Source organism: Embleya sp. NPDC001921 (assembly GCF_053594475.1).
Genome location: NZ_JBSFEO010000035.1, coordinates 78,601 through 104,794 on the forward strand (window position 1 = coordinate 78,601; position 26,194 = coordinate 104,794).

At 72.5% G+C, this 26,194-nt stretch carries 28 protein-coding genes; 15 read left to right on the forward strand and 13 right to left on the reverse strand.

The features are described 5' to 3' along the window. The first annotated feature begins 11 nt into the window (after positions 1–11). Positions 12–683 carry a lipoyl(octanoyl) transferase LipB gene (lipB, locus tag ACWCPW_RS33950; protein WP_449765398.1) on the forward strand — a complete coding sequence of 224 codons (672 nt, stop codon included), beginning with the start codon at positions 12–14 and terminating at the stop codon, positions 681–683. Between the two features lie 238 nt (positions 684–921). Here the strand turns inward: lipB and ACWCPW_RS33955 are convergent, their stop codons facing one another. The 3 genes from ACWCPW_RS33955 to ACWCPW_RS33965 all read right to left on the reverse strand — a co-directional run bounded on the left by ACWCPW_RS33955 (position 922) and on the right by ACWCPW_RS33965 (position 2,753). Then, a complete protein-coding gene (locus ACWCPW_RS33955) occupies positions 922–1,455 on the reverse strand; it encodes a DinB family protein (RefSeq protein ID WP_449765399.1) in 534 nt (177 codons plus the stop codon). A gap of 204 nt (positions 1,456–1,659) precedes the next feature. Then, complete coding sequence (locus tag ACWCPW_RS33960) at positions 1,660–2,139, reverse strand: MarR family winged helix-turn-helix transcriptional regulator (protein WP_449765400.1); 480 nt, start codon at positions 2,137–2,139, stop codon at positions 1,660–1,662. A gap of 347 nt (positions 2,140–2,486) precedes the next feature. Continuing rightward, positions 2,487–2,753 (reverse strand): hypothetical protein, encoded by a 267-nt coding sequence (locus ACWCPW_RS33965; protein WP_449765401.1) that lies wholly within the window; start codon positions 2,751–2,753, stop codon positions 2,487–2,489. A 348-nt stretch (positions 2,754–3,101) separates the two neighbouring features. On the opposite strand from ACWCPW_RS33965, the gene ACWCPW_RS33970 reads away from it, so the two are divergent. The 4 genes from ACWCPW_RS33970 to ACWCPW_RS33985 all read left to right on the forward strand — a co-directional run bounded on the left by ACWCPW_RS33970 (position 3,102) and on the right by ACWCPW_RS33985 (position 8,123). Further along, entirely contained in the window at positions 3,102–3,395 is a 294-nt protein-coding gene (locus ACWCPW_RS33970; protein WP_449765402.1) for a YciI family protein, read from the forward strand. Positions 3,396–3,719: 324 nt separating this feature from the next. After that, positions 3,720–5,366: a prenyltransferase/squalene oxidase repeat-containing protein gene (locus ACWCPW_RS33975; RefSeq protein ID WP_449765403.1), complete on the forward strand. Its 1,647-nt coding sequence runs from the start codon at positions 3,720–3,722 to the stop codon at positions 5,364–5,366. Continuing rightward, positions 5,363–6,412, forward strand: coding sequence for a terpene synthase family protein (locus ACWCPW_RS33980; RefSeq protein WP_449765404.1), 1,050 nt, complete (start codon positions 5,363–5,365; stop codon positions 6,410–6,412). The genes ACWCPW_RS33975 and ACWCPW_RS33980 overlap by 4 nt, the downstream gene beginning before the upstream one ends. A 361-nt stretch (positions 6,413–6,773) precedes the next feature. Beyond that, complete coding sequence (locus ACWCPW_RS33985) at positions 6,774–8,123, forward strand: acyltransferase (RefSeq protein ID WP_449765405.1); 1,350 nt, start codon at positions 6,774–6,776, stop codon at positions 8,121–8,123. Here the strand turns inward: ACWCPW_RS33985 and ACWCPW_RS33990 are convergent. Then, entirely contained in the window at positions 8,060–8,602 is a 543-nt protein-coding gene (locus ACWCPW_RS33990; RefSeq protein ID WP_449765406.1) for a hypothetical protein, read from the reverse strand. The two genes, ACWCPW_RS33985 and ACWCPW_RS33990, sit on opposite strands and share 64 nt — an antisense overlap. Before the next feature lie 151 nt (positions 8,603–8,753). Between ACWCPW_RS33990 and ACWCPW_RS33995 the strand changes: the two genes are divergently transcribed. After that, positions 8,754–9,923, forward strand: coding sequence for a winged helix DNA-binding domain-containing protein (locus ACWCPW_RS33995; protein WP_449765407.1), 1,170 nt, complete (start codon positions 8,754–8,756; stop codon positions 9,921–9,923). Between the two features lie 44 nt (positions 9,924–9,967). On the opposite strand, the gene ACWCPW_RS34000 is transcribed toward ACWCPW_RS33995, so the two are convergent. Next, positions 9,968–10,798, reverse strand: a complete 831-nt coding sequence (locus ACWCPW_RS34000) for a helix-turn-helix transcriptional regulator (RefSeq protein ID WP_449765408.1) — start codon at positions 10,796–10,798, stop codon at positions 9,968–9,970. A 204-nt stretch (positions 10,799–11,002) separates the two neighbouring features. On the opposite strand from ACWCPW_RS34000, the gene ACWCPW_RS34005 reads away from it, so the two are divergent. From ACWCPW_RS34005 to ACWCPW_RS34015, 3 genes are all read left to right on the forward strand, one after another. Next, on the forward strand, positions 11,003–11,770 hold the full coding sequence (locus tag ACWCPW_RS34005; protein ID WP_449765409.1) for an SDR family oxidoreductase: 768 nt from the start codon (positions 11,003–11,005) through the stop codon (positions 11,768–11,770). A gap of 153 nt (positions 11,771–11,923) precedes the next feature. Next, positions 11,924–12,622: a hypothetical protein gene (locus ACWCPW_RS34010; RefSeq protein WP_449765410.1), complete on the forward strand. Its 699-nt coding sequence runs from the start codon at positions 11,924–11,926 to the stop codon at positions 12,620–12,622. Positions 12,623–12,676: 54 nt separating this feature from the next. Beyond that, positions 12,677–13,033 carry a VOC family protein gene (locus ACWCPW_RS34015; protein ID WP_449765411.1) on the forward strand — a complete coding sequence of 119 codons (357 nt, stop codon included), beginning with the start codon at positions 12,677–12,679 and terminating at the stop codon, positions 13,031–13,033. 64 nt (positions 13,034–13,097) lie between these two features. Here ACWCPW_RS34015 and ACWCPW_RS34020 read toward each other — a convergent pair whose 3' ends face one another. From ACWCPW_RS34020 to ACWCPW_RS34030, 3 genes are all read right to left on the reverse strand, one after another. Further along, a complete protein-coding gene (locus ACWCPW_RS34020; protein WP_449765412.1) occupies positions 13,098–14,231 on the reverse strand; it encodes a methyltransferase domain-containing protein in 1,134 nt (377 codons plus the stop codon). A 169-nt stretch (positions 14,232–14,400) separates the two neighbouring features. Then, positions 14,401–15,756, reverse strand: coding sequence for an NAD(P)/FAD-dependent oxidoreductase (locus tag ACWCPW_RS34025; protein WP_449765413.1), 1,356 nt, complete (start codon positions 15,754–15,756; stop codon positions 14,401–14,403). A 178-nt stretch (positions 15,757–15,934) separates the two neighbouring features. After that, positions 15,935–17,215, reverse strand: coding sequence for an MFS transporter (locus ACWCPW_RS34030; RefSeq protein ID WP_449765414.1), 1,281 nt, complete (start codon positions 17,213–17,215; stop codon positions 15,935–15,937). Between the two features lie 206 nt (positions 17,216–17,421). On the opposite strand from ACWCPW_RS34030, the gene ACWCPW_RS34035 reads away from it, so the two are divergent. After that, complete coding sequence (locus tag ACWCPW_RS34035; RefSeq protein WP_449765415.1) at positions 17,422–18,027, forward strand: HD domain-containing protein; 606 nt, start codon at positions 17,422–17,424, stop codon at positions 18,025–18,027. A 159-nt stretch (positions 18,028–18,186) separates the two neighbouring features. Next, positions 18,187–18,681, forward strand: a complete 495-nt coding sequence (locus tag ACWCPW_RS34040; RefSeq protein WP_449765416.1) for a hypothetical protein — start codon at positions 18,187–18,189, stop codon at positions 18,679–18,681. A gap of 51 nt (positions 18,682–18,732) precedes the next feature. On the opposite strand, the gene ACWCPW_RS34045 is transcribed toward ACWCPW_RS34040, so the two are convergent. Then, positions 18,733–19,506: an aminotransferase class IV family protein gene (locus ACWCPW_RS34045; protein ID WP_449765417.1), complete on the reverse strand. Its 774-nt coding sequence runs from the start codon at positions 19,504–19,506 to the stop codon at positions 18,733–18,735. 145 nt (positions 19,507–19,651) lie between these two features. Here ACWCPW_RS34045 and ACWCPW_RS34050 point away from each other — a divergent pair, with 145 nt between their 5' ends. Continuing rightward, positions 19,652–20,698 (forward strand): phosphotransferase, encoded by a 1,047-nt coding sequence (locus ACWCPW_RS34050; protein WP_449765418.1) that lies wholly within the window; start codon positions 19,652–19,654, stop codon positions 20,696–20,698. Positions 20,699–20,801: 103 nt separating this feature from the next. Further along, positions 20,802–21,380 (forward strand): dihydrofolate reductase family protein, encoded by a 579-nt coding sequence (locus ACWCPW_RS34055; protein ID WP_449765419.1) that lies wholly within the window; start codon positions 20,802–20,804, stop codon positions 21,378–21,380. Positions 21,381–21,571: 191 nt separating this feature from the next. Here the strand turns inward: ACWCPW_RS34055 and ACWCPW_RS34060 are convergent, their stop codons facing one another. From ACWCPW_RS34060 to ACWCPW_RS34075, 4 genes are all read right to left on the reverse strand, one after another. Further along, positions 21,572–21,865: a hypothetical protein gene (locus ACWCPW_RS34060; RefSeq protein ID WP_449765420.1), complete on the reverse strand. Its 294-nt coding sequence runs from the start codon at positions 21,863–21,865 to the stop codon at positions 21,572–21,574. Between the two features lie 66 nt (positions 21,866–21,931). Beyond that, positions 21,932–22,759, reverse strand: a complete 828-nt coding sequence (locus ACWCPW_RS34065) for a hypothetical protein (protein WP_449765421.1) — start codon at positions 22,757–22,759, stop codon at positions 21,932–21,934. A gap of 138 nt (positions 22,760–22,897) precedes the next feature. After that, complete coding sequence (locus ACWCPW_RS34070) at positions 22,898–23,278, reverse strand: hypothetical protein (RefSeq protein ID WP_449765422.1); 381 nt, start codon at positions 23,276–23,278, stop codon at positions 22,898–22,900. 168 nt (positions 23,279–23,446) lie between these two features. Further along, a complete protein-coding gene (locus ACWCPW_RS34075; protein ID WP_449765423.1) occupies positions 23,447–24,316 on the reverse strand; it encodes an ATP-grasp domain-containing protein in 870 nt (289 codons plus the stop codon). A 216-nt stretch (positions 24,317–24,532) separates the two neighbouring features. Here ACWCPW_RS34075 and ACWCPW_RS34080 point away from each other — a divergent pair, with 216 nt between their 5' ends. Both ACWCPW_RS34080 and ACWCPW_RS34085 read left to right on the forward strand, forming a co-directional pair. Continuing rightward, a complete protein-coding gene (locus ACWCPW_RS34080) occupies positions 24,533–25,327 on the forward strand; it encodes a histidine phosphatase family protein (protein WP_449765424.1) in 795 nt (264 codons plus the stop codon). Beyond that, complete coding sequence (locus tag ACWCPW_RS34085) at positions 25,302–26,069, forward strand: MFS transporter (RefSeq protein ID WP_449765466.1); 768 nt, start codon at positions 25,302–25,304, stop codon at positions 26,067–26,069. The genes ACWCPW_RS34080 and ACWCPW_RS34085 overlap by 26 nt, the downstream gene beginning before the upstream one ends. Positions 26,070–26,194: the final 125 nt, after the last annotated feature.

Here is a 26,194-nt window from a genome sequence, read left to right on the forward strand (position 1 = left end):
GGAGTGGGCGAGTGGGCGAGCGGACCGCGAATCCGGGCGCGCCGGTGCGGGTCGACCTGGGTGCGGTGGCGTACCCGGCGGCGCAGGCCGACATGGCGCGGTGGGTCGCCGAGCGGCAACAGGATCTCGCGCCCGACCGGCTGTTCCTGCTCACCCACCCGCCGGTGATCACGTACAGCGCGCGCACGCCGCTCGCCGACCTTCCGGATCCGGCGTCGCCGATCCCGCTGGTCGAGGTGGACCGCGGTGGCCACGCGACCTATCACGGGCCGGGTCAACTGATCGGCTACCTGATCGTGAACGTACGGGCGCTCGGCCCCGGCGACCTGATCCGCCGGGTGGAGGACGGCCTGCTCGCCGCGCTGGACACGCTCGGCTTCCCGGCGATCCGGCGGGAGACCCCGACGGGCGCGCCGAGCCTGGTGGGTATCTGGACGCGCGACCACCGCAAGCTCGCGTCCATCGGCATGCGGATCCGACGGGGCGTCAGCAGCCACGGCTTCGCACTCAACATCGATCCCGACCTGAGCGCGTTCACCACCTTCACCGCCTGCGCCCTCCCGGACACCACGATGACCTCACTAGCCGAACTCGCCGCCGAGACCGGGCGCGCGACCCCCACCGAAGCCGCCGTCCGCGACGCGGTGGCGACGGCCCTCACCGAGCAACTCACGCGCCGCTAGGGCGCGTCGCGGGTACGTCCGGCAACGCGCCGCGTCTCCCGGCGAGGTGGGAGGACGCGACACGGAGTGCGCGCACCACTGCCGTGGTTTTCGGCTCGCCGAGGCGGACCGAAGCGCGCCCGGCCGCCCGGCCGGCGGGTGGCCTCGTGTGCGCGCCTCGGGTCGCGTCGTGCCCGGTCGGGTACGACGAGGCCGCCGCGTCGACCGGAGCCGTCGAAGGCCGGCGGTCGGAGTCGGGTCAGGTCGCGCGGCTGCCGGTGACGTCCCAGAGGTGGTGGACCGGGTCGTGGATGAAGTAGCGCGCGAAGGACTCGACGGTGAAGACCGTGCCGTCGCCGCGGGTGCCGGTACGTGCCCACTGGTCCTCGGCCACCGCCGCGAAGCCGTCGGCCAGCTCGGCGCCCGCCGCCGCGAGGTCGGTGGCGACGCGTACCGGGTCCTGTTCGGCGTAGCGGGACTCGATCGCCGTCGCATCCTGGTCCCAGTCGGCGAAGTCCGGGGCGTCCTGGGTCAGCATCAGCCGCAGCCGCTCGTCGAACAGGACGAACACGTCGCGCACATGGCACGCGTACTCGGTCGGGGACCAGGTGTCCGAGTTCGGCCGGACGCGCAGCTCGTCGCCGCCGGAGACGAGCAACTCGTGCCACGCGGCGGCGCACGCGCGGGTCATCGCGGGGATCCGGGTACGCGGGACGGCCGGGGTGTCCAGCCCGCAGTCGGGACACGCCGTGTCCAGGACCCACGTCCAGCTCTTGGTCTCGGGAGTGATCATGCGCCGAGAATGGCCCACCCGCCCCCGACCCAACAAGGCATTTCCGGTCGAAGCCCCTGGCGTCGGCGCGCTGACACCAGCACCCGACGCCGGCGCCCGGGGTCAGGCCCCCGACACCGGCGCCCCGGGCGCCAGGCCCCGGGGGCCGGCGTCCCTGACGCCGGCCCCCGAAACCGGCCCCCGAGCCCAGCCCCCGCCGCAGGCTCAGTGGCCGGCGGCGCCGGCGTTCGTGATCATGCGTTGGAGGACGCGCACGGTGGTGGCGTAGTCGGTGTCGGAGATGCCGTCGTGGAGGTGAGCGCGAACGGAGGGGCCGATGGCCTTCACGCGCAGCCGGGCCGCTTCGCCCTCGGCGGTGATCCGCAGTCGGTGATCAGGCGTTTCGACAAGCCAGCCCCGCTCGACCAGCGCGGCCGACTCGGGGCCGAGCCGATCCTCGGGGAGCAGGTAATCGCTCATCGCCTCGGTGAGTTCGGCCACGGATCGGGGTTCGCCGTCGACCGAGAGGTCGTCGGTGGAGAGGTGACGCAACAGCCAGAACTGCGGCTGGGTGAGGCCGAGCTCCGCCTGCCGGCCGCGAATGTAGGCGATGACCTCGCGGTGCGCGAGACCGGTCCAGTAGCCGACGGGCTGTGTCGCGAGTTCGGCGTCCGTGGCGGTCGTGGTCGTGGCTTCGGTGGTCATCGGAGGCTCCCTTCCGGCCGTTGACGATCATCGTGCTGATCATCCGGTGGTGATTATCAGACTAGGTCGCACGGGAGAGGACCGAATCCGTAGAACCACGTGTGTGCGAGTCCGCGAGTCCGCGAGACCGGGAGACCGCGAGTCCGGGATCGCGACCGCGCACTCGACCTCGCCGACGACCGGGGCCTGGGCGGGCCCGGCGAGGCGAGCGGCGGTCGAATCTCGAAATCCCGTCCCGAACGCACTCAGGTCGACAAACCGGCCCACCGAAACGGGCCCCACGAAAACCGACCCCCACGAATCGAGGCCCCCGAACGGTCCCGGCGCGACCCGAGCCCGCCGGTCGGCTATCGCCGGTCTCGCTCGGCTTGTGCTCCGGATATCGAGCCTCTTTTGTTCTTCTCCTTCTCGGTGGGCAAAAGCCTCTCGGCGACGATCCACACCGCGAAGCCGAGGACGATCAGGGCGATGCTCGCGGCCACCTCGTACCCGTGCAGAAAGGACTGCCGGGTGAGCAGGGTCCACAGACGGAACCAACCGAAGAAGTGGTGGACCATGCCCCCGACACCCTGGAGAACCAGGAGCAATCCGAATATGTCGAGGATCTTTCGCATATTCGTCAACCTACCGACGGCGATTGATCTTCGACACGGCCAAGGGGTCATATTCCGCCGACCAAAGTCGAGACCCTCGACCCCCGGTCCGCTACCTTCGTCGCCCCGACCGGCCGGACCGACCCCGGATCGACCCCGGATCGACCCCGGATCGACCCCGGACCCGTCCCCGGAGCCGGCCGGCCGACCCCCGACCCGCCCCGTCCCGGGACCGATTCCGACCAGCCCCGACCAGCCCCGACCAGCCCCGACCGTCTCGGACCACCCCTGACCAGCCCTGATCGGCCCCGTCGACCCCGTGGCCGCAACCCCCCACCCCCGAGCCGCGGCACGCCCTACGATCGAGGCATGTTCGTGATCACGCTGACCTACGTGGCCCCCATCGAGGACGTCGACGCACTCATGCCCGGCCACCTCGAATGGCTCGACCGGCACTACGCCGCCGGCACCCTCCTCGCCTCCGGCCGCCGTGTCCCCCGTAGCGGCGGGGTGATCCTGGCGCACGCCGGCGACCGGGCCGCGCTGGACGCCGTGCTCGCGGAAGACCCGTTCCGGCGCGAGGGCGTGGCAACGTACGACGTTGTCGAATTCGCACCCACCAGGACCGCTCCCGGACTGGAAGGGTTGCTCCCGACGGTCTGAAGTGCCGTCAATAGCCGTTCATTTCCAGCACATTTGATGGCGATTACTCACCAATTCAGACAACAAACGAGTACAGGCTTCCGCATTCACGCCTTCGGGTGATTTCGTGTTGGGAACAGACCCGGTCCGGGCGATGGGGGTCGCTCACCTGCCGGGGCGTGCATCGCGCGCCGGGTACCCCAACCGCAGCACCCATTCCCCGCTCGGCGCCATACCCGGCGACACCGGATACGACGGCACAGCTTGCGACAGGACGTGTGGGGGAGGCGTTGACCGATGCGCGTGCGAGATACCCGGATGCCGCCTTGGCCTGCGGAAATGTTCGTGCCCGAACTGCCCGTGGCGACCGCCCGGCTGCGTCGGCGGGTCGCCGATTCGGTCCGTCCCGACGGAGCCGTCCGCGGCCCGTGCCACAGTCGTGTGCTCGAATCGGCACTGCTGCTGCGCTTGCTGGAGCGGGCCGGCCTCGAGGCCGATCACCACCGCCGGGTCGCCGGGTTCCTGGCCGATCGCCTCGACAGCGTCGAACCCCTGGACCGGTTGCTCGCGACGACCGCTTTACGCCACTCCGGCGACACCGTGGAGCACGCCGCGGGCGACCTGCTCGACCGCTTCCTCCAGCGGGCGCCGGCGTTCCTGAACGCCCGCAAGCGGGTCATGCTGGAGACCGTCCTCGCGCTGCTCGGCCCCCCGCGCCGCGCCGCCCGCAGGCCGTTCGACCCGGACGCGTTCGACATCGGCAACCTGCACCCGTGGGCGCACGTGCAGACCGTCGCGCTCAAGGTCGCGCTGGCCGACCTCACCGGTCACGCGGACAAGATCGATCCGGCCGACCTGCGCCTGCTCCTGGACACCCAGCAGGCCTCGGGAATCTGGGAGGGCAACCTCCTCGTACACCTGTTGGTGCTGCACGCGCTCGCCGACCGGCCGCACCTGGACGGACTGATCGTCAACGGCGTGGCCAAGGTGCTTGCCCACCAACGCGCGGACGGCGGCGTGCCGTTCGTGACCGACACCGACACGTGGTGCGCGGTCACCGCGGGCGTCGCGTTGGACGCGTCCGGTGCCCCGTACGAGGTCCGCCGGCGGATCGGCGACCACCTCGCGGCCCGCCAACGCGTGGACGGCGGCTGGTCGTACACCGAGGCGGCGGCGCTCGCCGATGTGGACGACACGTCGGTGGCGATCGAGTTCCTGCACGCCACCGACCCGGTGCGCTATCGGCGCAACATCGACTCCGGCTTACGCGCGCTGTGGTCCTACCAGGCCCCCGACGGTGGATTCCCCACCTACATCGCGGGCGCGCCGTCCGAGGCGTGCATGACCGCCGCCGCCGTCAACGCGCTCGGTGTACGTGCGCCGCGGCACGTGGAACGCATCACCGCCGCACGCCGGTTCCTGGCCGGCGCCCAGCGCCCGGACGGTACGTTCGACCCGGACTGGAGCCGCAGCCGCTACCACGCGATCTTCCGCGCCCTGCTGGCCACCGACGCGTCCGGCCCCGACGCCTACCGGGCCACCGTCAAGCGGGCCCTGACCGCGGTGCGCGATGGGCAGAATCCGGACGGCGGCTGGGGCCAGCAACCCGGCGACCCCAGCGATGCGATCAGCACCGCGTACGCCCTGATCGCGCTGTCCAGACAGAACGACCCGCACCCGGTCGCGCGCGGCGTCGAACACCTGCTCCGGGCCCAACGCGCCGACGGCGGCATCGAGTCCGTACCGGACATGCTCGGCACCAGACCGTTCCTGTACGTGATCCCGTGCCTGGCCGACCACTTCTCCCTGCTGGCCCTCGGCCATCTCGGCAATCGACTGGCCGCCCGATCGCACCGCCGCCCGGGTGTGCCATCCGGCCCGGGTGCCTCGGCGGCGCACTCCGTATCTCTGCGCGCCCCGACGACCGGCACCGCCGGCTCGCGTGGGGGCAGGAACCATCCGACGCAGACCGGCGAAAGGAGCCCGGCGTGAGCACTCCCACCGTCGTCGACCTCCCGATCAGCTTCCACCTGCCGAAGCTCGCGAACCTGTTGCCGATGACGTTCCATCCCGAGACCGACCGCCTGATGCGCGAATCCCGCTGGTGGGCACACCGTCACCTGGGCTTCGCGTACGCCGGCGACGCGGCTCGGATCGACAAGAACGTGGACGGAACGCTGCTGGTCTCGCTGTCCGTTCCGCACGCGGACTACGAACTGGCTTTGACCACGGCCAAGGTGATGAACTACCTGATCGGCATCGAGAACAGCCTCGTCGACAAGGCGGGCCTGGGCGGCAGTTCTTTCGCTACCCGCAACGTGTTCGGTCGCTTCATGTCCGATCTGCTCGGCTGGGGGGACGGTTCGACCCCCCTGCGCGAGGACTTCTCCTGGCTGCGCGAGCGCATGCCGCCCGCGCGCTGGATCCGCTTCGTGTCCTACATGGAGGACTTCGCCCACGGCTTCACCACCGAACTGGAGAGCTGGCGCGACGCCGGGATATCGGACTACGACACCTACATGGACGACCGTCGGCACAGCCTGGGCGTGCGCTGGCTGTTCGGCTTCGCCGAGGAGGGCGTCCCGGGCGTGGCGCTGTCCCAGGAGGCGTTCCGCGCCGCCGACATGGTGGCCATCCACGACACCGCGATCGACGGCTACACGCTGATCAACGACCTGGTCTCGTATCGCAAGGAACTGGTCATGGACGACCGGGTGAACCTGGTCTACTACCTCGGCGAGGCCGAGGGGCTCGACCTCGAAGGCGCGATGAACAAGATCTGCGGACTGATAGACGCCACCGAACGCAAGTTCCTCGACCTGCGCGACCGGATCATGGCCGGCCCGCACGGCGGCGAGCCGGGGATGCGGGCGTACCTCGACGAGGTAGGCCACGTGATGACGTCCAACCTGTGGTGGGCCACCGTCAGCAAGCGCTACGAACCCGGCGGACTGGGCTGGGACGGTTCGACCGCCGGCACGATGACCTTCCACCGGGACCGCGCGGTGTTCGTCCCGGATCCGCAACCCGGTGGATAGCGGACAACCGATCCGACACTCGACCCGTCTCCGACCCGTTTCCCGGCCCGAGACCCGTCCCGGCCCGCGCACGACCCGCTGCTCCGCCCACCGCCCGGCGCGCCCCCTCGGCGCGCCGGCGGACTTTGCCGGAACCTGACGTAACGTCAATCCTGCTCCGGGACGGCTTTAATCATTCACTCATGAAGCGCGTCCATGCTGCCTACATGGACTTTCCGCGTTGTGGCACCCCGCGTCCTGCGGTTCGATCCGGCTCGACCCCCGTGCGGACGGCGCGACCGCCCGTCGCCCCCGTCGCACCGCCGAGAAAACGACGGGCCGACGGCGAGGTGGTCGCCGTTTTCGGGGCAGGCGCCCGGTGATGGCACTCTTTTTCGGCACCTACGACAAGCGCACGGCGGACGTCCGCCCGGTTCCCGCGCCGGCGCGCGCGGCCGAGCACCCGGCGGGTGAGCCGGCCCCCGGCCCGACCGAACCGACCCCGTCGTCGCGCACCGGCCCGCACGCCGCCGCCGGCCGTCGACCACACCTGCACCGGGTCGACCTGATGCGCGACATCGCCTTCCTATGCGTGATCGTCGTGCACGTCATCGGCGTCACGTACCCGTTCCCGGACGAAGGCCCCGCGTTCACCCAACTCGTGCTGCACTCGACCCGCGCGGTGTTCTTCTTCGTCAGCACGTTCGTGCTCTTCCACAGCGCCTACGGGCGCCCGCTGCGGGTGGGCGCCTTCCTCTCCAAGCGGTTCAAGCTGCTCGGCGTCCCGTACCTGCTGTGGTCCACCGCCTACTGGGTGCTGGGCGATCACGAACGCATCCGGCACGACCTGCCCGGCGCGCTGACCGACCTGCGCGGCGGCATCGTCTGGGGCGGATCCTGGTACCACCTGTACTTCCTGCTCGTCTCACTCCAGATCGCCGTGCTCCTCCCGCTGTTCGTCAAGCTGGTCCGCGCCTGCGCGGGACGGCACACGGTGCTGCTCGCGGTCACCGGCGTGGTGCAACTCGCGGCGCTGGTGGTGCTGTTCCACGAGACGCCGCTGAGCGGACCGCTGGAGTGGTATCGCGTGCACGGCGGCATGTTGCTGCCCACCTACGGCTTCTTCGTGATGGCCGGAGCGCTGGCCGCGGTGCACCTGGACGCCTTCCACGCGTGGGTCCTGGCACACACCCGGACCATGTGGATCGGCACGCTGGGGACGCTCGCGCTGACCTACGCGTGGTATCGACACACCGTGGCCGCGGGTCGGGACACCGCGACCGCATCGATCGCCACCCAGCCGGTGAGCCTGGTGTGGGGGCCGGTCGCGGTGCTCGCGCTGTACGCCGTCGCCACCCGCTGGGAGCGCGCCCGAACCCCGTTCCCGGGCCGCTCCGCCGCCGCGCTCGGCGCACAACTGGCCTTCGGGGTCTACCTCGTGCACCCGATGATCCTGCGGCTGCTGGAACTGAGCGGGTTCGCCGCCGCGTTGCCGTGGTCGCCCGCCGCGGACACCGCCGCGCTGGTCGCCGTGGTCGCGATCGGATCCGCCGGATTCGCCTGGCTGGTCTCGCGGACCCCGCTGAGCCCGTGGCTGATCGGCCGCGAGCGGGCGCGGGGTCGGCGGCCGGCCCACCGGATCCGGCGGTCCGTACCGGCATCCTCGGGTCAGCACACGGGCAGCAGGTCCTTCGCCGAACCGGTCGTCTCCAACCAGGCCTCGGGTGCGTAACCGGCCCCCTGTCCGGTGGTCACCAGCACCCACTGATCGCTCTTGCCGCCGCGCCAGCCGTAGACGTTCGAGCCCTTGGCCCGGCAGGTGGCGGTCAGTTCGGTGCCCGCGCTCACCTCGGCGACGGTCTTGCCCTTGCCCGGCTTCTCGCGTATCTCCAGGCCGATCGCCTGGCGCGCGATGACCGCGACCTTGACCGTCGAGGTGGGCGAGGGCACCGCGGTGCCGCTGCCGCTCGCGGACGGGCTTCCCGATCCGGACGCGTTGGGCAGCGCCGTCGCCGAGGCGGACTTCTTGCCGTTGTCGCTCCCGTCGGAGGACAGCAGCCACCACGCGAGGATCACTATCGCCCCGATGATCACCGCCCCGATCACCAGCCCGTTCCCGGGTTTCGGGGGGCGCGGACCACCCGGGCTCGCCGCCCGACGGGCGAGCGTCATGCGACGCCAATCGAACCGGGACGATCCCCCAGAGGGCATGGTGACTCCTTCACGCAAACGTGCGGTGGTACGGGGCGGAACCCGATACTCGATTCTTCCGTGTATCGACCCCGTCACGGTAAAGCGATCCTGAATCGCCGCGCCGTATGATTCCCGGCCACATGTCGCCTCGGACCCCTATGGTCGGCGCATGACCTCTGCGCTGCCACGGATCACCGACGACGAACGACGAGCGCGTTTGGGCATTCGGCATCGCTTGGCGCCCGGCGCGCGAGCCGCGAGGGCGGAGGACGCGGCCCGCGCCGTGCTCCTGCTGCACGCCACCGACCCCGCGACGGTGTACCTGTCCACCTGCGCGCGCCTGGTCGAGCCGTCGTCGGCGGAGGTGGAACGCGCGCTGTATGAGGACCGGACGCTGGTGCGGATGCCCGGCATGCGGCGCACCGTCTACGTGGTCCCGCGCGAGATCGTGCACGTGGTCCAGCGCTCCAGCACCGACGCGGTCGCGATCACCCAGCGCCGGGTGATGCTCCAGTTCCTGGCGTCCGGCGGCTACGACGAGGCGTGGTTGAACGAGGTCGAGGCCGACACCGTGGCCGCACTCACCGAATTGGGCGAGGCCACCGCGATGCAACTGGGCGAAGTGGTCCCGCTGTTGCGCACCCAGATCCGGGTGGCGGTCGGCAAGCCGTACGAGGCGAACCAAGGGGTGTCCACGCGGCTGCTGTTCACGCTCTCCTGCGAGGGCAGGATCGTGCGGGCCAGGCCGCAGGGGTCGTGGTTGTCCAGCCGGTTCCGGTACACCATCGCGCCGCCGCTGCCGGAGATCGGCAAGACCGAGGCCAAGGCCGAACTGGTGCGCGGATGGCTGGCCGCGTTCGGGCCCGGGACACTGGAGGACCTCAAGTGGTGGACCGGATGGACGCTCACGGACACCCGACACGCGCTCGCCGCGGTGCGCGCGGGTGAGGTGCGCCTGGACGACGGAAGCGTCGGGTACGTGCTGCCCGGCGACGAGGAGCCGGGCCCGACGCCGGAGCCGTGGGCGGCGATGTTGCCCGCGCTCGACGCCACGCCGATGGGGTGGAAGGAACGGGACTGGTACATCACCCCCGAACTGCGCGAGCGCCTGTTCGACCGGATGGGCAACATCGGCCCGACCGTGTGGTGGAACGGACGCGTCGTCGGCGGCTGGGCCACGCGAGCCGACGGTGAGGTCGTCTGGCGCGCGCTCGTCGAGCTCCCGCCCGAGGCGGTCAAGGCGATCGAGGCGGAAGCGGCCCGGCACACGTCGTGGTTGTCCGGGACGTGCGTGACACCGCGCTTCCGGGTCCCGCTGGAACGGGAGTTGAGCGAGTGAAGCGGATCCGCCGGGCAGCGCGGGCCTTCGGGGCCGGGCGGGGCTCAGTTCCCGGCGGCCGTCGCGGACAACTCGGCGGGCACGGTCCGGACCCGCGGGGCCGTGGTGTAGACCACGAGGAGCAGATCGGGGTCGCCGGGAAAGGACAACGTTTCGTAGGCGGTGTCCAGCACACTGCCGTCGGCGGGGCGTAGCCGCTTGGTGCCGTGCGTCTTCTCGGCCACCTGGTGGGCGTCCCACAACGGCCGAAAGCGCGGGTTGCCCGCGGACAACTCCTCGACCAGGGCGGCCATCCGCGGGTCCGGGGCGTGGCGCGCGGCGTCCAGGCGCAGGAAGGCGACCGTGTCGGCGGCGACCCGCTCCCAATCCGGGTAGAACCGACCCGCGTCGGCGGACAGGAACGTGTGCCGCGCCATGTTGCGCTCGTGCGGTGCCATCGCGCTCAGCCCCATCACCGCGTCGGCGGCCGAATTCCAGGCCAACACGTCCATGCACCGGCCCAGGACGAACGCGGGCGCGTCGATCCGGTCCAGCAGCACCTGTACGCCCGGCCGCGCCGTCGAGGGCGCGACCTGCCGAGCGCTCGTGCGGGTCGGCCGGGCCAGATCCCACATGTGCTCGTACTCGGTGGGGTCCAGCCGCAGCGCGCGCCCGATCGCGTCCAGGACGGCGTCCGAGACGTGCTGCCCCCGACCCTGCTCCAGTCGCACGTAGTAGTCGACGCTCACCCCCGCGAGCTGCGCGACCTCCTCGCGCCGCAACCCGGCCACGCGCCGCTTGCGACCGAACACCGGCAGTCCGGCCTCCTCGGGCCCGACCCGGGCCCGACACGCACGGAGGAAGTCGCCGAGCTGCTCGAAGGACGCGTCACTCATGCCCGGACTCTAGCCGCCGCAGCGTCGGCGGCCCGGCGCGGACGGCCCGAGGGTGGTACGGACAGACCCAGGAAAACGTGGGCTCTGGGTGCCCTCGCGGAACGCGGGCAATGTGGGCGCCGTCGACGGGGTTCCCGCCCCGGATCGTCTCCCCGCATCGCTTCCGCGCTTCGTCGCGCGCACTGCCTCCCCAGGAGTCATCCCATGAGCTACACCGCACTCGCCGGTCGGATCGCCGTCGTCACCGGAGCCGCCAGCGGCATGGGCGCCGAGACCGCGCGCCTGCTCGCCGCCCACGGCGCGCAGGTCGCGCTGCTCGCTCGCCGCGAGGACCGGCTCGAGGAACTGGCCGCCGAGATCACCGCCGCCGGCGGCACCGCGCTCGCCGTCGTGGTCGACGTCACCGACCAGGACTCGGTGGACGCCGGCGCGGCGCGCGTCCGCGCCGAACTCGGCCGGGTCGACCTGGTCGTCAACTCCGCCGGGGTGATGTTGCCCAACCCGGTCGACGACGGCCGGATCGACGAGTGGACCCGGATGATCGACACCAACATCACCGGCGCGCTGCGGATCATCCGGGCGTTCACCGCCGACCTGGTGGCCGCCGCGACCGACGGACGCGCCGCCGACCTGGTCGACATCTCCTCGATCGGCGCACACGTCACCTTCCCGAACTACGCCGTGTACGGCGCGACCAAGGCCGCGCTGACCCACCTGTCCGCGTCCCTGCGCAGCGAGCTGGGCCCGCGCGACGTCCGGGTCACCAACATCGAGCCGGGCCTGACCGACACCGAGCTGGGCTCGCACATCGACAACGCGGAGCTGGGCGAAGCCGGCCAACTGGGTGCCATGTTCGACACGATCGGCAGCCTCGCCGCGGGCGACGTCGCCGACCTGGTGGCCTACGTGGCGACCCGGCCGCGGCACGTGAACCTGCGCCAGGTGGTGGTCCTGCCGACCCGCCAGGCGTGAGCCGGACGCCGCCGACGGGCCCGCGCACACGGGCGGGGACCCCGGCCCGGCCCGTCGTACGCACGCCGGCGGTACGGCGTGATGTTGCGCGGGCCGGGGGGTGTTGACTATGACTTGTCAGGCCCGCCCGCCACCCCGTACGAGGAGCCTTCCGTGGCGCTGTTTCGTCGCCAGTCCCGCAACCAGCAGAACGCCGCCTGGGGGCAGGACGTGCGCGGCGTCCTGATGAGCGCGCCGCCGGATCGCATTCGGCAGGACCTGCGGCTGATGATCAGCCGGCCCGGTCCGCACCTGGGCACGCAGGGCATGGTGTGGCCGCTGGGCGATCGCGGCGAGATCCTCGCCGTGGCGTGCGTCAAGGGCCCGGACGGCACCGCCGTCACGATCGAGACGCCGATGGTGCAGCACTGGGGGATGGCGGTCGAGGACGTCTGGCTCCAGGCCGCGACGAACCTGCGGATGGAGAGCTTCAGCGGCACGCCGATGGAGATCTCCACCGGCACCACGCTGCACTCGCTGCTCGGCCAGAGCTGGCCCGGCTCCGCGCAGATGTTCCGGCTCGGCGAGGCGCTCGGCGACCCGCTGCGCGCGGGCGCGCTGGTCGTCCCGCCGATCGACAACGGACTGCTCGCGCTGCCGCTGAACTCGCAGCGCACGCTGGGCATGGCGGGCTTCGTGCTGAAGACCGCCCAGGGATTGACGAGAGATCAGCAGCCGTTGTCCACCGGCATGTTCTGGTGGCACGAGGGCATCCTGGAGGAGCTCGAGGTCAATTGGCAGGGACCCGAGCACGCGTCCCTGACCGGGTCCGCCCGCTTCGGGCAGGTGGTCCGCGCACTCCCGCCCCAGTGAGTGGGGGACGCGCCCCGCCCCTCCCTTCCTCCCCGTCCGTACCGAGGAGTCGACATGCCCGCTGTGTTCTCCGAACTCGTCGTCGACGCGCACGACGTGCCCGCCATCGCCGAATTCTGGCGCCGAGTGCTCGGCTGGGACCTCGCCGTCGACGGCGAGGACATCGAGCTGAGCGCGCCCGACGGGTCGTTGCCCACGATCCTGTTCCAGCCGGTCCCCGAGGGCAAGGCGGTCAAGAACCGGCTGCACATGGACGTCAGCCCGGCGATCGGCTCGGACCAGGAGAGCGAACTGGCCCGGCTGCTCGCGCTCGGCGCCAAGCCCGCCGACGTCGGCCAGGGCGAGTGCAGTTGGCATGTGCTGACCGACCCCGAGGGCAACGAGTTCTGCCTGCTGCGCACCCCCAGGTAGACCCGAGCGCCGTGGGCGGCCGAGGCGCCCGGCCGGGTTCGGGAGCGGGCGGGCGGCGTTCGGCTCAGATCTCGGTCATCCGATACCGGTAGTGCTCCCGCTCCACCGTCCACGCCCGGCCGCCGTCCGGCGCGTCCGGGAAGTCGGTGCCCACCGGGACCGCCTCCAGCCGCAGCCGGTCGGCGTTCACCACCGGTGCGCCGGCCACGGCGTAGTACAGGTCGACCGCCGCGTCGCGGTCGCCGTAGACCAGGATGCGGTCCCGCATGAGCACCGCGAGTGCGGGCCGCTCCGGGTCGAACAGGCCCCACGTCAGCCCGTCGCCCGGATGCCCCAGGAACAACACCGAGCGCGGCTCGGCCAACGCGAAGCCGGTCAGCCGCACGTCCACCGGACCCAGTACCGGGCCCGCGTCCACCGCGCCGTGGTCGAGCAGGTCGCGCAACACGTCCAGCGCGGCCGGCGGCAGATCCTCGCCGATCACCGCGAGATCGCCGGTCAGCGCGTGGGTCCGCCCGGGCCCGGCGTGCGGGCCGCGCAACTGGAGGAACCCGCAACGGGCCACCGACACGCTGGTCAGCGTCCCGTTCGCGGCCCGCTCCCACGCGACCGCCAACTCCAGGCCCGGCCGCAGCCACATCGGGGTGACCAGCACCCCGTCCGGCGCGAGCTGCTCCACCCAGGCGGGCGGCAGGTCCGGGACCCCCACCGTGGCCTCGATCCGGTCGAACGGCGCGCGGTCCGCGACCCCCTCCCAGCCGTCCCCGGCCCGCACGTCCACGTGCACCCCGAGCCCGGCCAGGCGCCGCGCGGCCGCGCCCGCCAGATCGGCGGACACCTCGATGCTGACCACTTCGCCCTCGACGCCGGTCAACCGGGCCAGCAGCGCCGCGTTGTACCCGCTTCCGGTGCCGATCTCCAGCACGCGCATCCCCGGCCGGATCGCGAGCTGTTCGAGCATCAGCGCGACCATCGCCGGCTGGCTGACCGTGCTGTCCGGCAGCCCCCGGTCGTCGGTGGACAACACCACGACCCGGTCCTCGTAGGCGCGCTCCAGCGAGGCCGCCCCGGGGGTGAACACCTCGCGCGGCACCTGGGACATCGCGTCCGCGACCGCCTCGGTGCGTACGCTCCCGGTCAGCCGCAGCCGCTGCACCAGCGCCATCCGCAGGCGGGCCGCCGTGCGCTCGTCGTTCATGGCCCACGTGTACCCGCCAGGGTGGGATCCGGCACCCGGCACGGCGTCCCGGTCGCCGGTTCGCCCCCGCGCGCCGTTCGGCGGACCCGTGCCCTCGTCCGGGTCGCCGTCCGCCGTCGCGCACGTCCGTACGGTGACGGCGCGTGGTGCGGGCACGACCCGGGGGTGCCTACGGGTGTGCGGCGCGCGATCCGGTGCGGGCGGTGACCTCGTTCGGGGACAGGTAGGCGTCGGTCTTCTCCAGGTTGCCCATCCGGCCGTCCTGATCGGACATGAAGCCCAGCCGGACCAGGTCGTCGCCCGCGAACGCGTGCTGGATCCAGTTGGAGAGCACCCGGGTGCGGGCCCGGAGCGAGGGCACCGTCATCAGGTGGTACCCGCGGGTGATGGCCTGCGCGGGCAGACCGCGCATCTCGTAGCCGAGCGGCCGGGCGACCGCCTGGGTGCCGCCGAGGTCGACGACCAGACCGAGGTCCTTGTGCCGGAACGGGCTCATCGGCTGCCCGCGCAGCGACGCGACCACGTTGGCGGCGGCGACCTTGGCCTGCCGGTGCGCGTACTGCGCGGTGGGCGGGCAGATCGCGCCGTTGCCCTTGGCCAGGTCCGGCACGGCCGCGGCGTCGCCGAGCGCGAACACGTCCGGGTGACCGGGCACGGCGAGGTCGGCGGCGACCGCGAGCCGGCCGCGGACCAGTTCGGCGCCCATCGTGCCCATCAGCGGGCTCGCGGTGACCCCCGCCGTCCAGACCAGGGTCCGGCAGGGCAGCTTCTCGCCGGTGGTCAGCGTCACCGAGTCCTCGGTGATCTCCCGCACGCTGATCCCCAGCCGCACGTCCACGCCGCGCTTGGCCAGCATCTGCAGTGTGGCCTTGCCCAGGTTCTCGCCGAGTTCGGGCATCAGGCGCGGTGCCACGTCCACGATCATCCAGCGCACCTGCGCCGGGTCCAGGCGGGGGAAGTGCCGGAGCGAGTTGGTGGTGAGCATCTCCAGGCACGCGGCGGTCTCCACGCCCGCGTAGCCGCCGCCGACCACGATGAACTGGCAGCGCGAGGCGCGCTCGGCCGGGTCGGTGCTGGAGTTGGCGATCTCGAGCTGGGCGATCACGTGGTCGCGCAGGTAGACCGCCTCGGCCAGGTTCTTCATGCCGTGCCCGTAGGTGGTCAGGCCCGGGATGTCGAAGGTGCGGGTCACGCTGCCCGGTGCCAGGACGAGCTTGTCGTAGTGCTCGTTGGTGATGTCGCCGGAGATCTTGCGCACCACGCACACCTTGGCGGCCAGGTCCACGCCGATCGCGCCGCCGGGCAGCACGTGGGTGCGCTTGAACATCCGGTGCAGCGGCACCGCGGTGGTGCGGGAGGACAGGACGCCGGCCGCGACCTGCGGCAGCAGCGGTCGGTACACCATGTAGTCCATCGGACTCACGAGGACGATTTCCGCCTCGCGTGGACCGAGCGAGCGCTCCAGCCTTCGCACCGTTTCGAACCCGGCGAATCCTGCTCCGACGACGACCACCCGCTGCACCATGGTTGCCCCTTCCGGGAAGGCCCGGGCAGGAAACCCGCGACCATTTGGCACATTTTGTCCAAACATATGGGGAGCAGGGGTCGGCCACGACCCGGGCGGGCCATCCGAGGCGGATGGTCACCGGGGTCGGGGCGGGTCGGGTGCGGCAGGCGTCCGCGCCCGTCCCCGGGCGCCGGTTTCAGGCAGTGGGGCGCCGGGAGCGGCCCAGCGCGAAGCCCGCCGCGACGCACAACACCGGCGCGGTCAGGAAGCCCGCGACCAGGTTGAGGCCGCCGTAGCCGGCCAGGCCCAGGACCGAACCGGAGACCGCGCCGCCCGCCGCACCGGCCAGGTTCATCAGCAGGTCCGAAACGCCCTGCACGCCCGGTCGCTCGCCGGCCGGCACCGATTCGCCGAGCAGCGCCGAGCCCGCGACCAGGCAACACGACCAGCCGAAGCCGAGCAGGACCAGCCCGACCATGGTGCGCCACGTCGAGTGACCGGAGGTGCCGGCGACGAACACCGCGAGCAGCAGGACGAGCTGACCGCCCAGGATCACCGGGATCCGGCCGAACCGGTCGGCGGCCCAGCCGACCACCGGGGACAACGCGTACATCCCGGCGATGTGCAGGCTGATGGTCAGCCCGACCAGGGTCAGCGCGGTGCCGTGGTCCTTCATGTGCACCGGTGTCATCGCCATCACCGACACCATCACCACGTGTCCGAACGCCACCGTGGCCAGCCCGAGCATCGCGCGCGGCGCCCGGCGGACCACCCCGAGCGCGCCGCGCAGGTTGCCCCGGGGCGGCTGCCGGTCGCCGAGGTCGGCGCGGGCGATCAACAGCGGATCCGGGCGCAGCGCGACCCACAGGATGGCGCCGGCGCCGCCGAAGGACACGATCGAGAACAGGAACGGGCCGGCCAACTCCGGCAGGCCGACCGCGCGGCCGACCACCGCGCCCGGCTCGTTCAGGTTCGGGCCCAGGACCGCGCCCACGGTGGTCGACCACACCACGATCGACAACGCCTTGGCCCGGCCCGCGTCGTCGGCGAGGTCGGTCGCGGCGTACCGGGACTGGAGGTTGGCCGCGGTGCCGGCGCCGAACACGAGCAGCGCGGCGATCAGCAGCGGGAACCACTCCAGGACCGCCGCCAGGATCACCCCGCCCGCCGCGAGCGCCGCGAATCCCCACCCGGCGGTCAGCGCGACCCGCCGCCCGTACCGGGACGCGGCCCGCGACATCGGGATCGCGAACACCGCCGCGCCCAGCGTGATCGCGGTGGTCGCGAAGCCCGACCAACTCTTGGACCCGGACAGATCCTCGGCGAGCAGCCCGCCGACGGTCAACGCGGAACCCATGCCCACCCCGCCGACCACCTGCGCGGCGATCAGCGTGCGCACGGTTCGCCGCTGGAGCCCCGAACGGTCCACCCGCACGGGGTCGACCGACTCGGGTATGGCCGGGTCCAAGGCGGTCATGCCGGATTCACCACCAGATCTGGAACGGATGCACGAACCCACAGCGTGCCGGATACCCCCACCCCACCCCAAGCCGGGGCGATCGTGTGCCGATCGCCGGGACGCCGGCGCCGCCGGGACAGGAGCATCGCACTGGAGCGGTCGCCGGGCACCTGCGAGGATGCGGGCGTTTGCAGCGGGATGATCCAACGTCGTGGGGAGCGGACATGTTCGTCGCCGAGGTGGGTGGGGTCGAGGCGCCGGATTCGGGGGCTGCTCGGGCCGCGTTCGGGGTGTGTGCGGAGTACGCGGGGGAGGGGCTGCGCAATCACTCGCTGCGGTCGTACTTCTGGGCGGCTTCGGTGGGGGCCTCGCGGGGGATCGAGTTCGACGCGGAACTGCTCTACGTCGCGGCGTTGTTGCACGATCTGGCGCTGACCGCTCCGTTCGACAGTCATACGCTCGCGTTCGAGGACGCGGGGGCGCAGTTGGCCCGGGTCTTCGCGGCGGGGGCGGGGTGGGCGCCCGCGCGGCGGGACCGGTTGGCCGAGATCATCGTGCTGCACATGCGGGACGACGTGGCGCCGGAGGTGGATCCGGAGAGCCACCTGCTGCAGATCGCGGTGGGCGCCGATGTGTCCGGGCGTGGACTGGACGTGTTCCAGCCGGACTTCGTCGCGGCGTTGCTGACGGCCGTGCCTCGGGCCGGATTCGCGCCCGCGTTCCTGCATGCCGCGCGTGATCAGGCCGAGCGGAAGCCGGCGAGCGCGGCGGCGGAGCTGATGCGGGGCGGGTGGGCCGAGCGGATCAGTGGGAATCCGTTGGACCGGTGAGGCGAGGCGCGGTGAGGCGAGGTGAGTGGGGCGCGGTGAAGTGGGTGGGGCACGGCGGAGGGGTGAGGGCGTCCCCGGTGTGCGCGGTCGGGGGTGTGCCCGAGGGTGCGCCCGGGTATGGGTAGGCGCCGCGCACCGCACGGATCGGCTGACACGCACATGACGCTTGACGAGGACGAGGCCTGGACGCTGTTGCGCGCCCTGGACGATCCGGAGCACCTGACCGTCCCGCCGGACTACGACCCGGTCGCCACGCGCGAGCGCTTCGATCGGCTCGTGGAGCGGCTGGAGACGGACTTCGCGTGCCGCTGCGCGGTGGAGGGCGGGGCGCGGGCGGCGAGTCGGCACGGCGTGATCGTGGTGCCCGCGAGCGCGTTGGCGGGGAGCGGGCGGGTCACCCTGGTGGTCAGCAACTTCGGCGACCTGGTCGCCACGAGCGTCGGTGCGCCGGACGATCACCCGGTCGGAGCGGCGCCGGCGTACGTGGCGCCGGCGGATCTGGACCGCGTCGCCGCCGCGCTGGACGACCTCGGCTACACGGTGGTCCCGGAGGATCTGCTGCGGTGCACGTACGACGGGGTGAGCCGGCTCGCGGACCACTACACCGTCGAGGACGGGCCGACCTGGTGGATCAGGTTCTTCGACTATCCGTGAGCGGAGTGGCCGGGTGGACCGGGGTGGCCGGGGCGACCGGGTGGAGCGGGTCTACACGAGGTCGCCGGGGATGGCGCGGTAGGTGTCGGCCAGGGTGGCCAGGAGCGGGTGGTCGGTCGGCAGTACGTGTGTGCCGATGGCGCTGATCGGGCGCACGCCGATGGCCGTGTTGGTCGCGAACGCGGCCTGGATCGGCGCGAGTTCGTCGATGAGAACGGGCCGGGTCGAACCGGGCCGGTGGGCCTGGAGCAGGTCGGCGGTGACGCCGCGCAGGCATGGGGCGTCGGGGCGGATCAGGCGGTCGTCGACCACGAAGCCGATGTTCCAGGTGCCGCCTTCCGCGATCCGACCGTCCGGCTCCACGAACAGCGCGTCGTCGTAGCCGGCCAGCATCGCCTGACGGCGTCGGCGCAGTTGGCCGAACAGGCCCACGTGCTTGACCTCCGGCAGATCGCGTCGATACGTCAGCGGCAGCACCCGGAGCGGCGGCATCGTCGCGGGCCCGGCCGGTCGGGTGCCGACCAGGATGTGCGGTGTGGCCGGAGCGGTCGGATCGGCCAGGCCGATCGCCGGATCGAACACGGTCACCCGGACCACGAACGCCTCGTCCCGACCGGCGGTGAACCGACGGACCAGGGTCCGGACGCGGTCCGGGTCCAGGTCGGCGTCGAACACGACCCGGCAGTCCCGGACCAGGCGGGCCAGATGCAGGTCCAGGCCGCGGACCCGGCCGTTCTCGACCCGCATGGACGTGAAATGCCCGATGTTCGTCAGGGCCAGCGCGGCGAGGTCGTCGGGATGCGCGGGTGCGCCGTTGATCTCCACCCGACGAGTCTGCCGGCCTGCGCGGATCGGCCGGGAATCGGTGGTGCTCGGCGGGGGATCGCGATCGCCGCCCCGGCGCCTCGGGCGGGCGGAGCGGCACGAGGGGCGGGGCGGCGTGATGGTGCCTGGGTAGGGTGTCGGACCCATGGGAATCCGACGAGTGCCGATCGGCGACACGTTGCGGGCCGCGCTGGGCCCGCCGAAGAAGGCGAAACTCCTGGACAGCAGCCCGCGTTCGCGGGTGTGGCGGGTGGAGTTCGGCGGCGAGCGGGCGATCGTCAAACAGATCATCGGGGCGGGCGACCACCGCTACGGCGCGTCCGAGCGGTTCGCGCGGGAGGTCGCGGGGCTGCGGCTGGCCGCGCGGGGGCCGGTGGGTCCCGCGGTGCTCGCCGTCGATCCCGACGCGTGCGTCATGGTGCTCGAACATCTCGACGACCTGGGTCGCACCGACGACTGGATGCCCGGGTACGCCGACGCGCTGGCCCGACTGCACGCGCTCACCGGCCCGGAGGACGCCGAGGTGCTGCCCGCGTGGCGGCCGCCGACCGCCGCGGACGCCGAGTCGTTCCTGGCGCTGGCCGAGACGCTGGAGGTGGCGATCCCGGCGGGCGTCCCGGCCGAGTTGGCCGCGCTGCTCACCCGACTGGAGCCGGCCGGTCGGTACTCCCTGCTGCACGGCGACCCGTGTCCGGGCAACGATCTGCGAACCGCCGACGGGGTGCGGTTCGTCGACTTCGAGCAGGCCGCGCTCGGTGACGGACTGGTCGAACTCGCCTACTTCCGGATCGGGTTCCCCACCTGCTGGTGTGCGATGTCGGTCACCGGCACGCCGTTGGCCGAGGTGGAGGCGGTGTACGCGTCGACGTGGCGGGCGCGGACCGGACGGGCCATCGACCCGGAGACGGGCATCGCCGACGCGTGCGCGGGCTGGTTGATCCGCGGCGACGCGCTGGTCGAACGGGCCCATCGGGATCGGGTCGACCAGTTGGCCCGGGTGCCGGTGGAGGACTTCACGTGGGGTCCGGTCTCGGCACGCGAGCGCCTCGTACACCGCCTCGGCGTGGTCGCCGACACGGCGAGCGAGCCGCTGTGCGAGTCGGGTGTGCTGGCACGACGGCTGCGGGGGCGATTGTCGGCGGCCTGGCCGGGGTTGCGTCCGTTGCCGGGGGCGGATACCCGGCCGTGGTGACGAGAAAGGTTGCAACCACTACATCTGAAGTACTATAACTGTAGTCATCATCGGGCGGCCGAGTCGTTTCGGCCCGCTCGGCATCACTACGGAAAGAGTTCGCATGCGAAAGCTCACGTACTTCGTCGGCGCCTCGCTCGACGGCTTCATCGCCGACAAGGACGGCAACTACGACTTCTTCCCGGTCGGGGAAGACGTCGTGGCACACCTGGTCTCCGAGTACCCGGAGACGCTCCCGGCGCATGTGGCCGCGCACATGGGGGTCGCACCGGACACCGAGTTCCGGCACTTCGACACGATCGTGATGGGTCGCGCGACGTACGATCCGGCGCTCCGGGTGGGCATCACCGACCCGTACAGCCACCTGCGCACGTACGTCGTCACCGGCAGCATCACCGAGAGCCCCGACCCCAGGGTGACCCTGATCGCGGGCGACCCGGTCGCCAAGGTCCGCGAGTTGAAGGCCGAGTCGACCGGCAAGGGCATCTGGCTGGCGGGCGGCGGGCTCCTGGCGGGGAGCCTGATGGCCGAGATCGACGAACTGGTGATCAAGACCTACCCGATCCTGATGGGCGCCGGGACCCCGATGTTGTCCGGCGGGTTCGAGGTCACCGCGTTCACCCGGACGGGTGGCACGGTGCTCGAGCACGGGGCGTCCGTCGCGACCTACCGAAGGACGTGACGTCGTGGCGGTCGCGATCGTGCGCGCGGTCGCGGCGTGGCCGGTGAGCGGGCGAGAGCGCTCGTGACGCGGTGGATCGACGTGGTCGATCCACCGCGTCACGTCGTGCTTCAGCGCGGCGGCGGCAAGCCGGCGCGGCTCGCACCGACTACCTTCCCCGAACGGCAGCAGGCCGCCGACGCCGATCGTCATCACCACGAGCAACGCGCAACGGCCCACCGCGCGGGCTCGGGGGGTCCGCTCGCGAGCAGCAACGCGGCGAGGACCAGCCGGACTTGGTGAGGTGTCCAGGACACGGGAGAGGCGAACACGGTGGCGGCCCCGCCGACGATCACGGCGCCCTGGGCGAGCCGGCCCTCCCGGTAGCAGTGGCGGGCGCCGATCAGCGCGAGGACACAGACCAGGACGGACAACACGAGCCAGGCCATCGCGCGTTCGGGCGATACGACGCCGGTGCGGATCAGCGCGGCGGCGCTGCCGACCACGTCGTGATCCAGCCCACGGGGTCGGAGTCGGTGCCGAGGTCGGTGCCGGAGTCGGGGCTTCGGGGTTCAGGCGAGGGGGAGTTCGAAGTCGAGGACGCGGTGTTCGATGCGCAGGCCGGCGAGTGGGAGGGCCTGGCGGACGGCGCCTTCGGTGTCGCCGTCGAATTCGAACACGGCGAGCTCGTGTACCTCCGGGCGCTCGCGGCGGAGCGAGTCGACCAGTTCCGCGACCACGGCCCCGAGGATGTCGGCCGCGACGCCGGGGGCGGTGATCGCCTCGCCCGCGTTGAGGTAGGCCCGGTCGTCCGCGATGTCGACGGTGAGTTCGGCGCCCTCGCCGATCAGGCCCACGCGGGGTGGCGGCAGGGCGCGTACCCGGATCGCGGGCAGTCCGCCCGGAGGCCACCAGCCGCGTGGGTCGACCGTCCAGATCCGGGCGATCTCACCGGTGACCCGGGCCGAGAGCGCGCGGGCCGCGTCGCCCTCCGGCCCGGTGTCGGTGCCGCTCCAGTGCAACACCCGGGCACCGACCGCGCGGGCCTGTTCGGCGGCGCGCCGGTACATCGACACGAACGCGGCGCGTTCCTCGGCGGTCGCGGGGGGATCGCCGACGTAGGACCCCCGGACCAGCCGGCGGGCGAGCCGGTCGGCCCGCTCACCCTGGGCGGCGACGCCGGATTCGCCGTCGCCGTAGATGCTCACCCAGCCGAGCAGCCGGCCGGCGCGGCGCGCGCCGACGGTCCCGATGCGATCGCCGGACCCGCCGGCGTCGGGGCCGGCGTCGGTGTCCGCGGGGGTCGGTGCCGGGAGGCCGACCGAGGCGTACACCTCCGTGGCCCGCCGATCCTCGGCCGCGGGATCGCCGTCCCATTCGAGGGAAATGTCGTGCTTCATTGATCCATCGTCTCCCGGACGGGGAGGCCGTACAGATCCGATACCGCCGTCCGGCTGAGCCGGATCGGGCCTGGGGAGAGGGGGCGCGAGGCGAAGCGGGGGACGGCCTGCGCCGCCGCGCGGTCGCCGCGTTGTCGGTCAGCCGGCGATGGGGCGGGCGAGGCGGCGTCGGATGTGGTGGATGCGGCGGTCGGCGGTGGTGCCGTCCTCGATGCCCATGCGGACGCGGCGTTCGAAGCCGCGGACGAGCGCCTCGGCCAGTGGTTCGTCGGGGGCCTTGCGCCACGTCTTGGGCCGCTTCGCGAACAGGCCTTCCTCGACGGCGTCGGCCCCGGTGCCGTCCCGGACGCCGGTCAGCGCGGTGAGGACGAGGTGCTCGCGGCGGCGATTGGCGCTGTGCACCGCGCGCTTGTTCCGACGGATGTTCCGGCGCGAACTCTTGTCGTTCTCGCCGTAACTGTTGCGTCGGTCCTTGAGGTAGCTCAGGCGCTTGCGGTCCTGCGGACTCCGGCCGGTCATGACGTCGCTCGCCTTTCGGTGGGATGCGCGGCTGTCACGGTACGCGGCCGGCGTACGCGCGGCGACGCGATTTCCGGCCGCCCGGGTGCGCGAAGGGCCCGACCGGGGTGGTCGGGCCCTTCGCGGCGGTGCTCGGGTGGTGGGCCGAAGGCCCGGGCGCGGCGCCGGCTACGGGTGCAGCGCGGCGACGATCGTGTCCGCGAAGTGCTCGGCGGCGCCCTCGGCATGGGCGAGGAACAGCGACGGTTCGGTCAGCTCCAGCTCCAGCAGCGTGGGTGTGCCGTCGGCGGCGGGAATCAGGTCGACGCGCGCGTACAGCAGTGGGCCGACCGGGATCTCGGTCAGCACCCGGGCCGCGACCGCGAGTTCGGCGGCGGAGGGTTCGCGGGCCTCGATCCGCTCGCTCTTGTACAGGCCGCCGACCTCTTCGGCGGTGCCGTCGAGCATCGCGCCCTTGCGCACGGCGTGGCTGAAGACGCCGTCGAAGTAGACGAGCGCGGACTCGCCGGCCGTGTCGACCGCCTCCAGGTACGGCTGCACCATCACGGTCCGGCCGGCCGCGAGCAGGCTGGTGGCGTGCCCGGCGGCGAGCGCGCGTTCCTCGGGTACGGCCAGGTCGTAGCGCTCGGTGTCCATGGATCCGGCACCCACCGCCGGCTTGACCACGTGCACGCCGGACGTGGGCAGTGTGACGGTGGAGTCGGGCTCGAGCCACATCGTCTCGACGACGGGCAGGGCCGCCTTGGTCAGGTCGCGCAGGTAGGTCTTGTCGGTGTTCCAGGCCGCCACGACCGCCGGGTTGGCCAGGCGCGGCACGCTCGCGGCCCACTCGAGGAACTCCTCGCGGTGCGCCGGGTAGTCCCAGACCGAGCGCAGGATCACCAGGTCGTACGCGGCCCAGTCGACCGTCGGGTCGTTCCACACGGCGGCCTCGGCGCGGATGCCGCGAGCGGCCAGCGGTTCGACGAGCAGGCGATCGTCGGGGTCGAGGTCGGGCAGCTCGGCGCAGGTGACGAGGGCGACGCGAGGTTCGATCATGCGGTCAGATTATCCGGACACACGGATGGATGATCACACAAGTCCGGTCGTGTCTCGTGTGATGGGCCCACCGGATGGTCGGTGCGGACCCGTCGCCTCGGCGCGGCCGGGGTCGGAGCGGACCGGCCGGAGGATGTGGCGGTGTGGCCCGGTGGCGCGTTTCGGGCCGGTCCCGGGGGTGAGAACCATGAGAGGGAACGAAGCCTTGGGGGCACCGTGGGCAGCACGTCGGACAACGCGCCCTTCGGGCCGGCCGAGATCGTCGCCGTGCGGCACGGCGAAAGCACCGCCAACGCGGCCATGGCCGCCGCTGCCGCCGGCGGCGCGGGCGACGCCCCCGACGGGTCCTCGCGGACCGGCCGTGGATCGGAAGAGGACGGGGAGTTCGGCGAATTCGCCGTGGCGATGACCGGCCGCGACGCCGACATCTCGCTCACCGCGCGTGGCGAGGACCAGGCCGGTGCGGTCGGGCGTCGGCTCGCGCTCAAGGGCGAGACGCCGGACGTGGTCCTGGTCTCGCCGTACCGCCGAGCCCGCTCGACGATGCGCATCATCGCCCGCGAGGCCGCCCGGGTGGGCCTGTTGCTTCCCCCGCCGCGCCGCGACGAGCGGCTGCGCGATCGCGAGATGGGTGTCCTGGAACTGCGGACGGCCGCCGCGATCGAAAAGCTCTACCCGGACGAGGCCGAGCGCCGACGCCGCGTCGGCGACCTGTACTACCGCCCGCCCGGCGGCGAATCGCTCGCCGACGTCGCGCTGCGGCTGCGCACGCTGCTGGCCGACCTGCGGCACGAGGCGCCGGGTGCGCACGTCCTGATCGTCGGCCACGACGCGACCGTGCTGATGCTGCGCTACATCCTGGAGGGCCTCACCGAGACCGACGTCGATCGCCTGGTGCGGACCGATCCGGTGGGCAACGCCTCGATCTCGCGCTGGCGCGTGCGCGACGGGCGTCCGCGCGCGATCCGTTACAACGACACGCGGCATCTGCGCGGTATCGACGTGCACTGAACGCGGGCGGTGGGGCCGGAGCGGGTTCGGACAACCGGACGGCCGACAGGCGCCGGCGCGGGGCGATCCCCATCGATCGCACGGTGAGCGGCGCGCCGTTCGCAAGCGCCGCCGCTGGTCGGCTTCCGGGTCGCACGGGGCGCGGCGGCGGGTACGGGCGGGCCGTCGGCCGCTGTTGGACCCCGGACTGTTTTCGGAGCGCGGCCTCGCGCTGGGGTCGGTCGCGCCGGCCGTGTTGTTCGGCACCTCGGCCGCGCTGTCGCCGCTGCTCCCGCCGTACCTCCAACGCGGGTGCGGACTGGGCCCCTTGGCCTCCGGAGCGGTGGCGGCGGCGCTGAATCCGGGATTCCTGGGCGCGGCGGCCCGCGCCGGGTGCCTGGACGGCCGGTTCGGCGACCGGTTGCCGCCCGCCGGGGCGCTGGTCCTGGCGACCGGCGTCGCGGTGGCCGCGCGCGGCTCGGCCGCGGGGACGATCGTGGCGCCGGCTTGGGGTCTGCTCCTGGCCGGTGCCGGCATGGGCCCGGTCCTGGCGCCGCTCACCTCGGCGGTGTCGGCCGGCGTAGCGCCCACGCGCGTCGCGGCCGCCGCGGGTGTGCTCGGCACCTTCCAGGAGATGGGCGGTGTGCTCGGTGGAGCGATCGTCGGCTCGGGCGCTTCTTCGACCTCCTCGGCCCCCGGGCCGCCTCGCCGGCCGCCGGAAGCCCGGCGTGGGACACGGCCTTCCGAGGCAGCACGGCCGTAGGCGGCCGGCGGTCGGGCACGGGGGAGTGGGCCCGGCCGCCGGCGCCTCGATACCCACGGGGTGGGGGGTGCGCCGTCGCGCATCCGGGGGTGTCAGGTCCCCTCCCGTCCCGTTCGGTGCCCTTT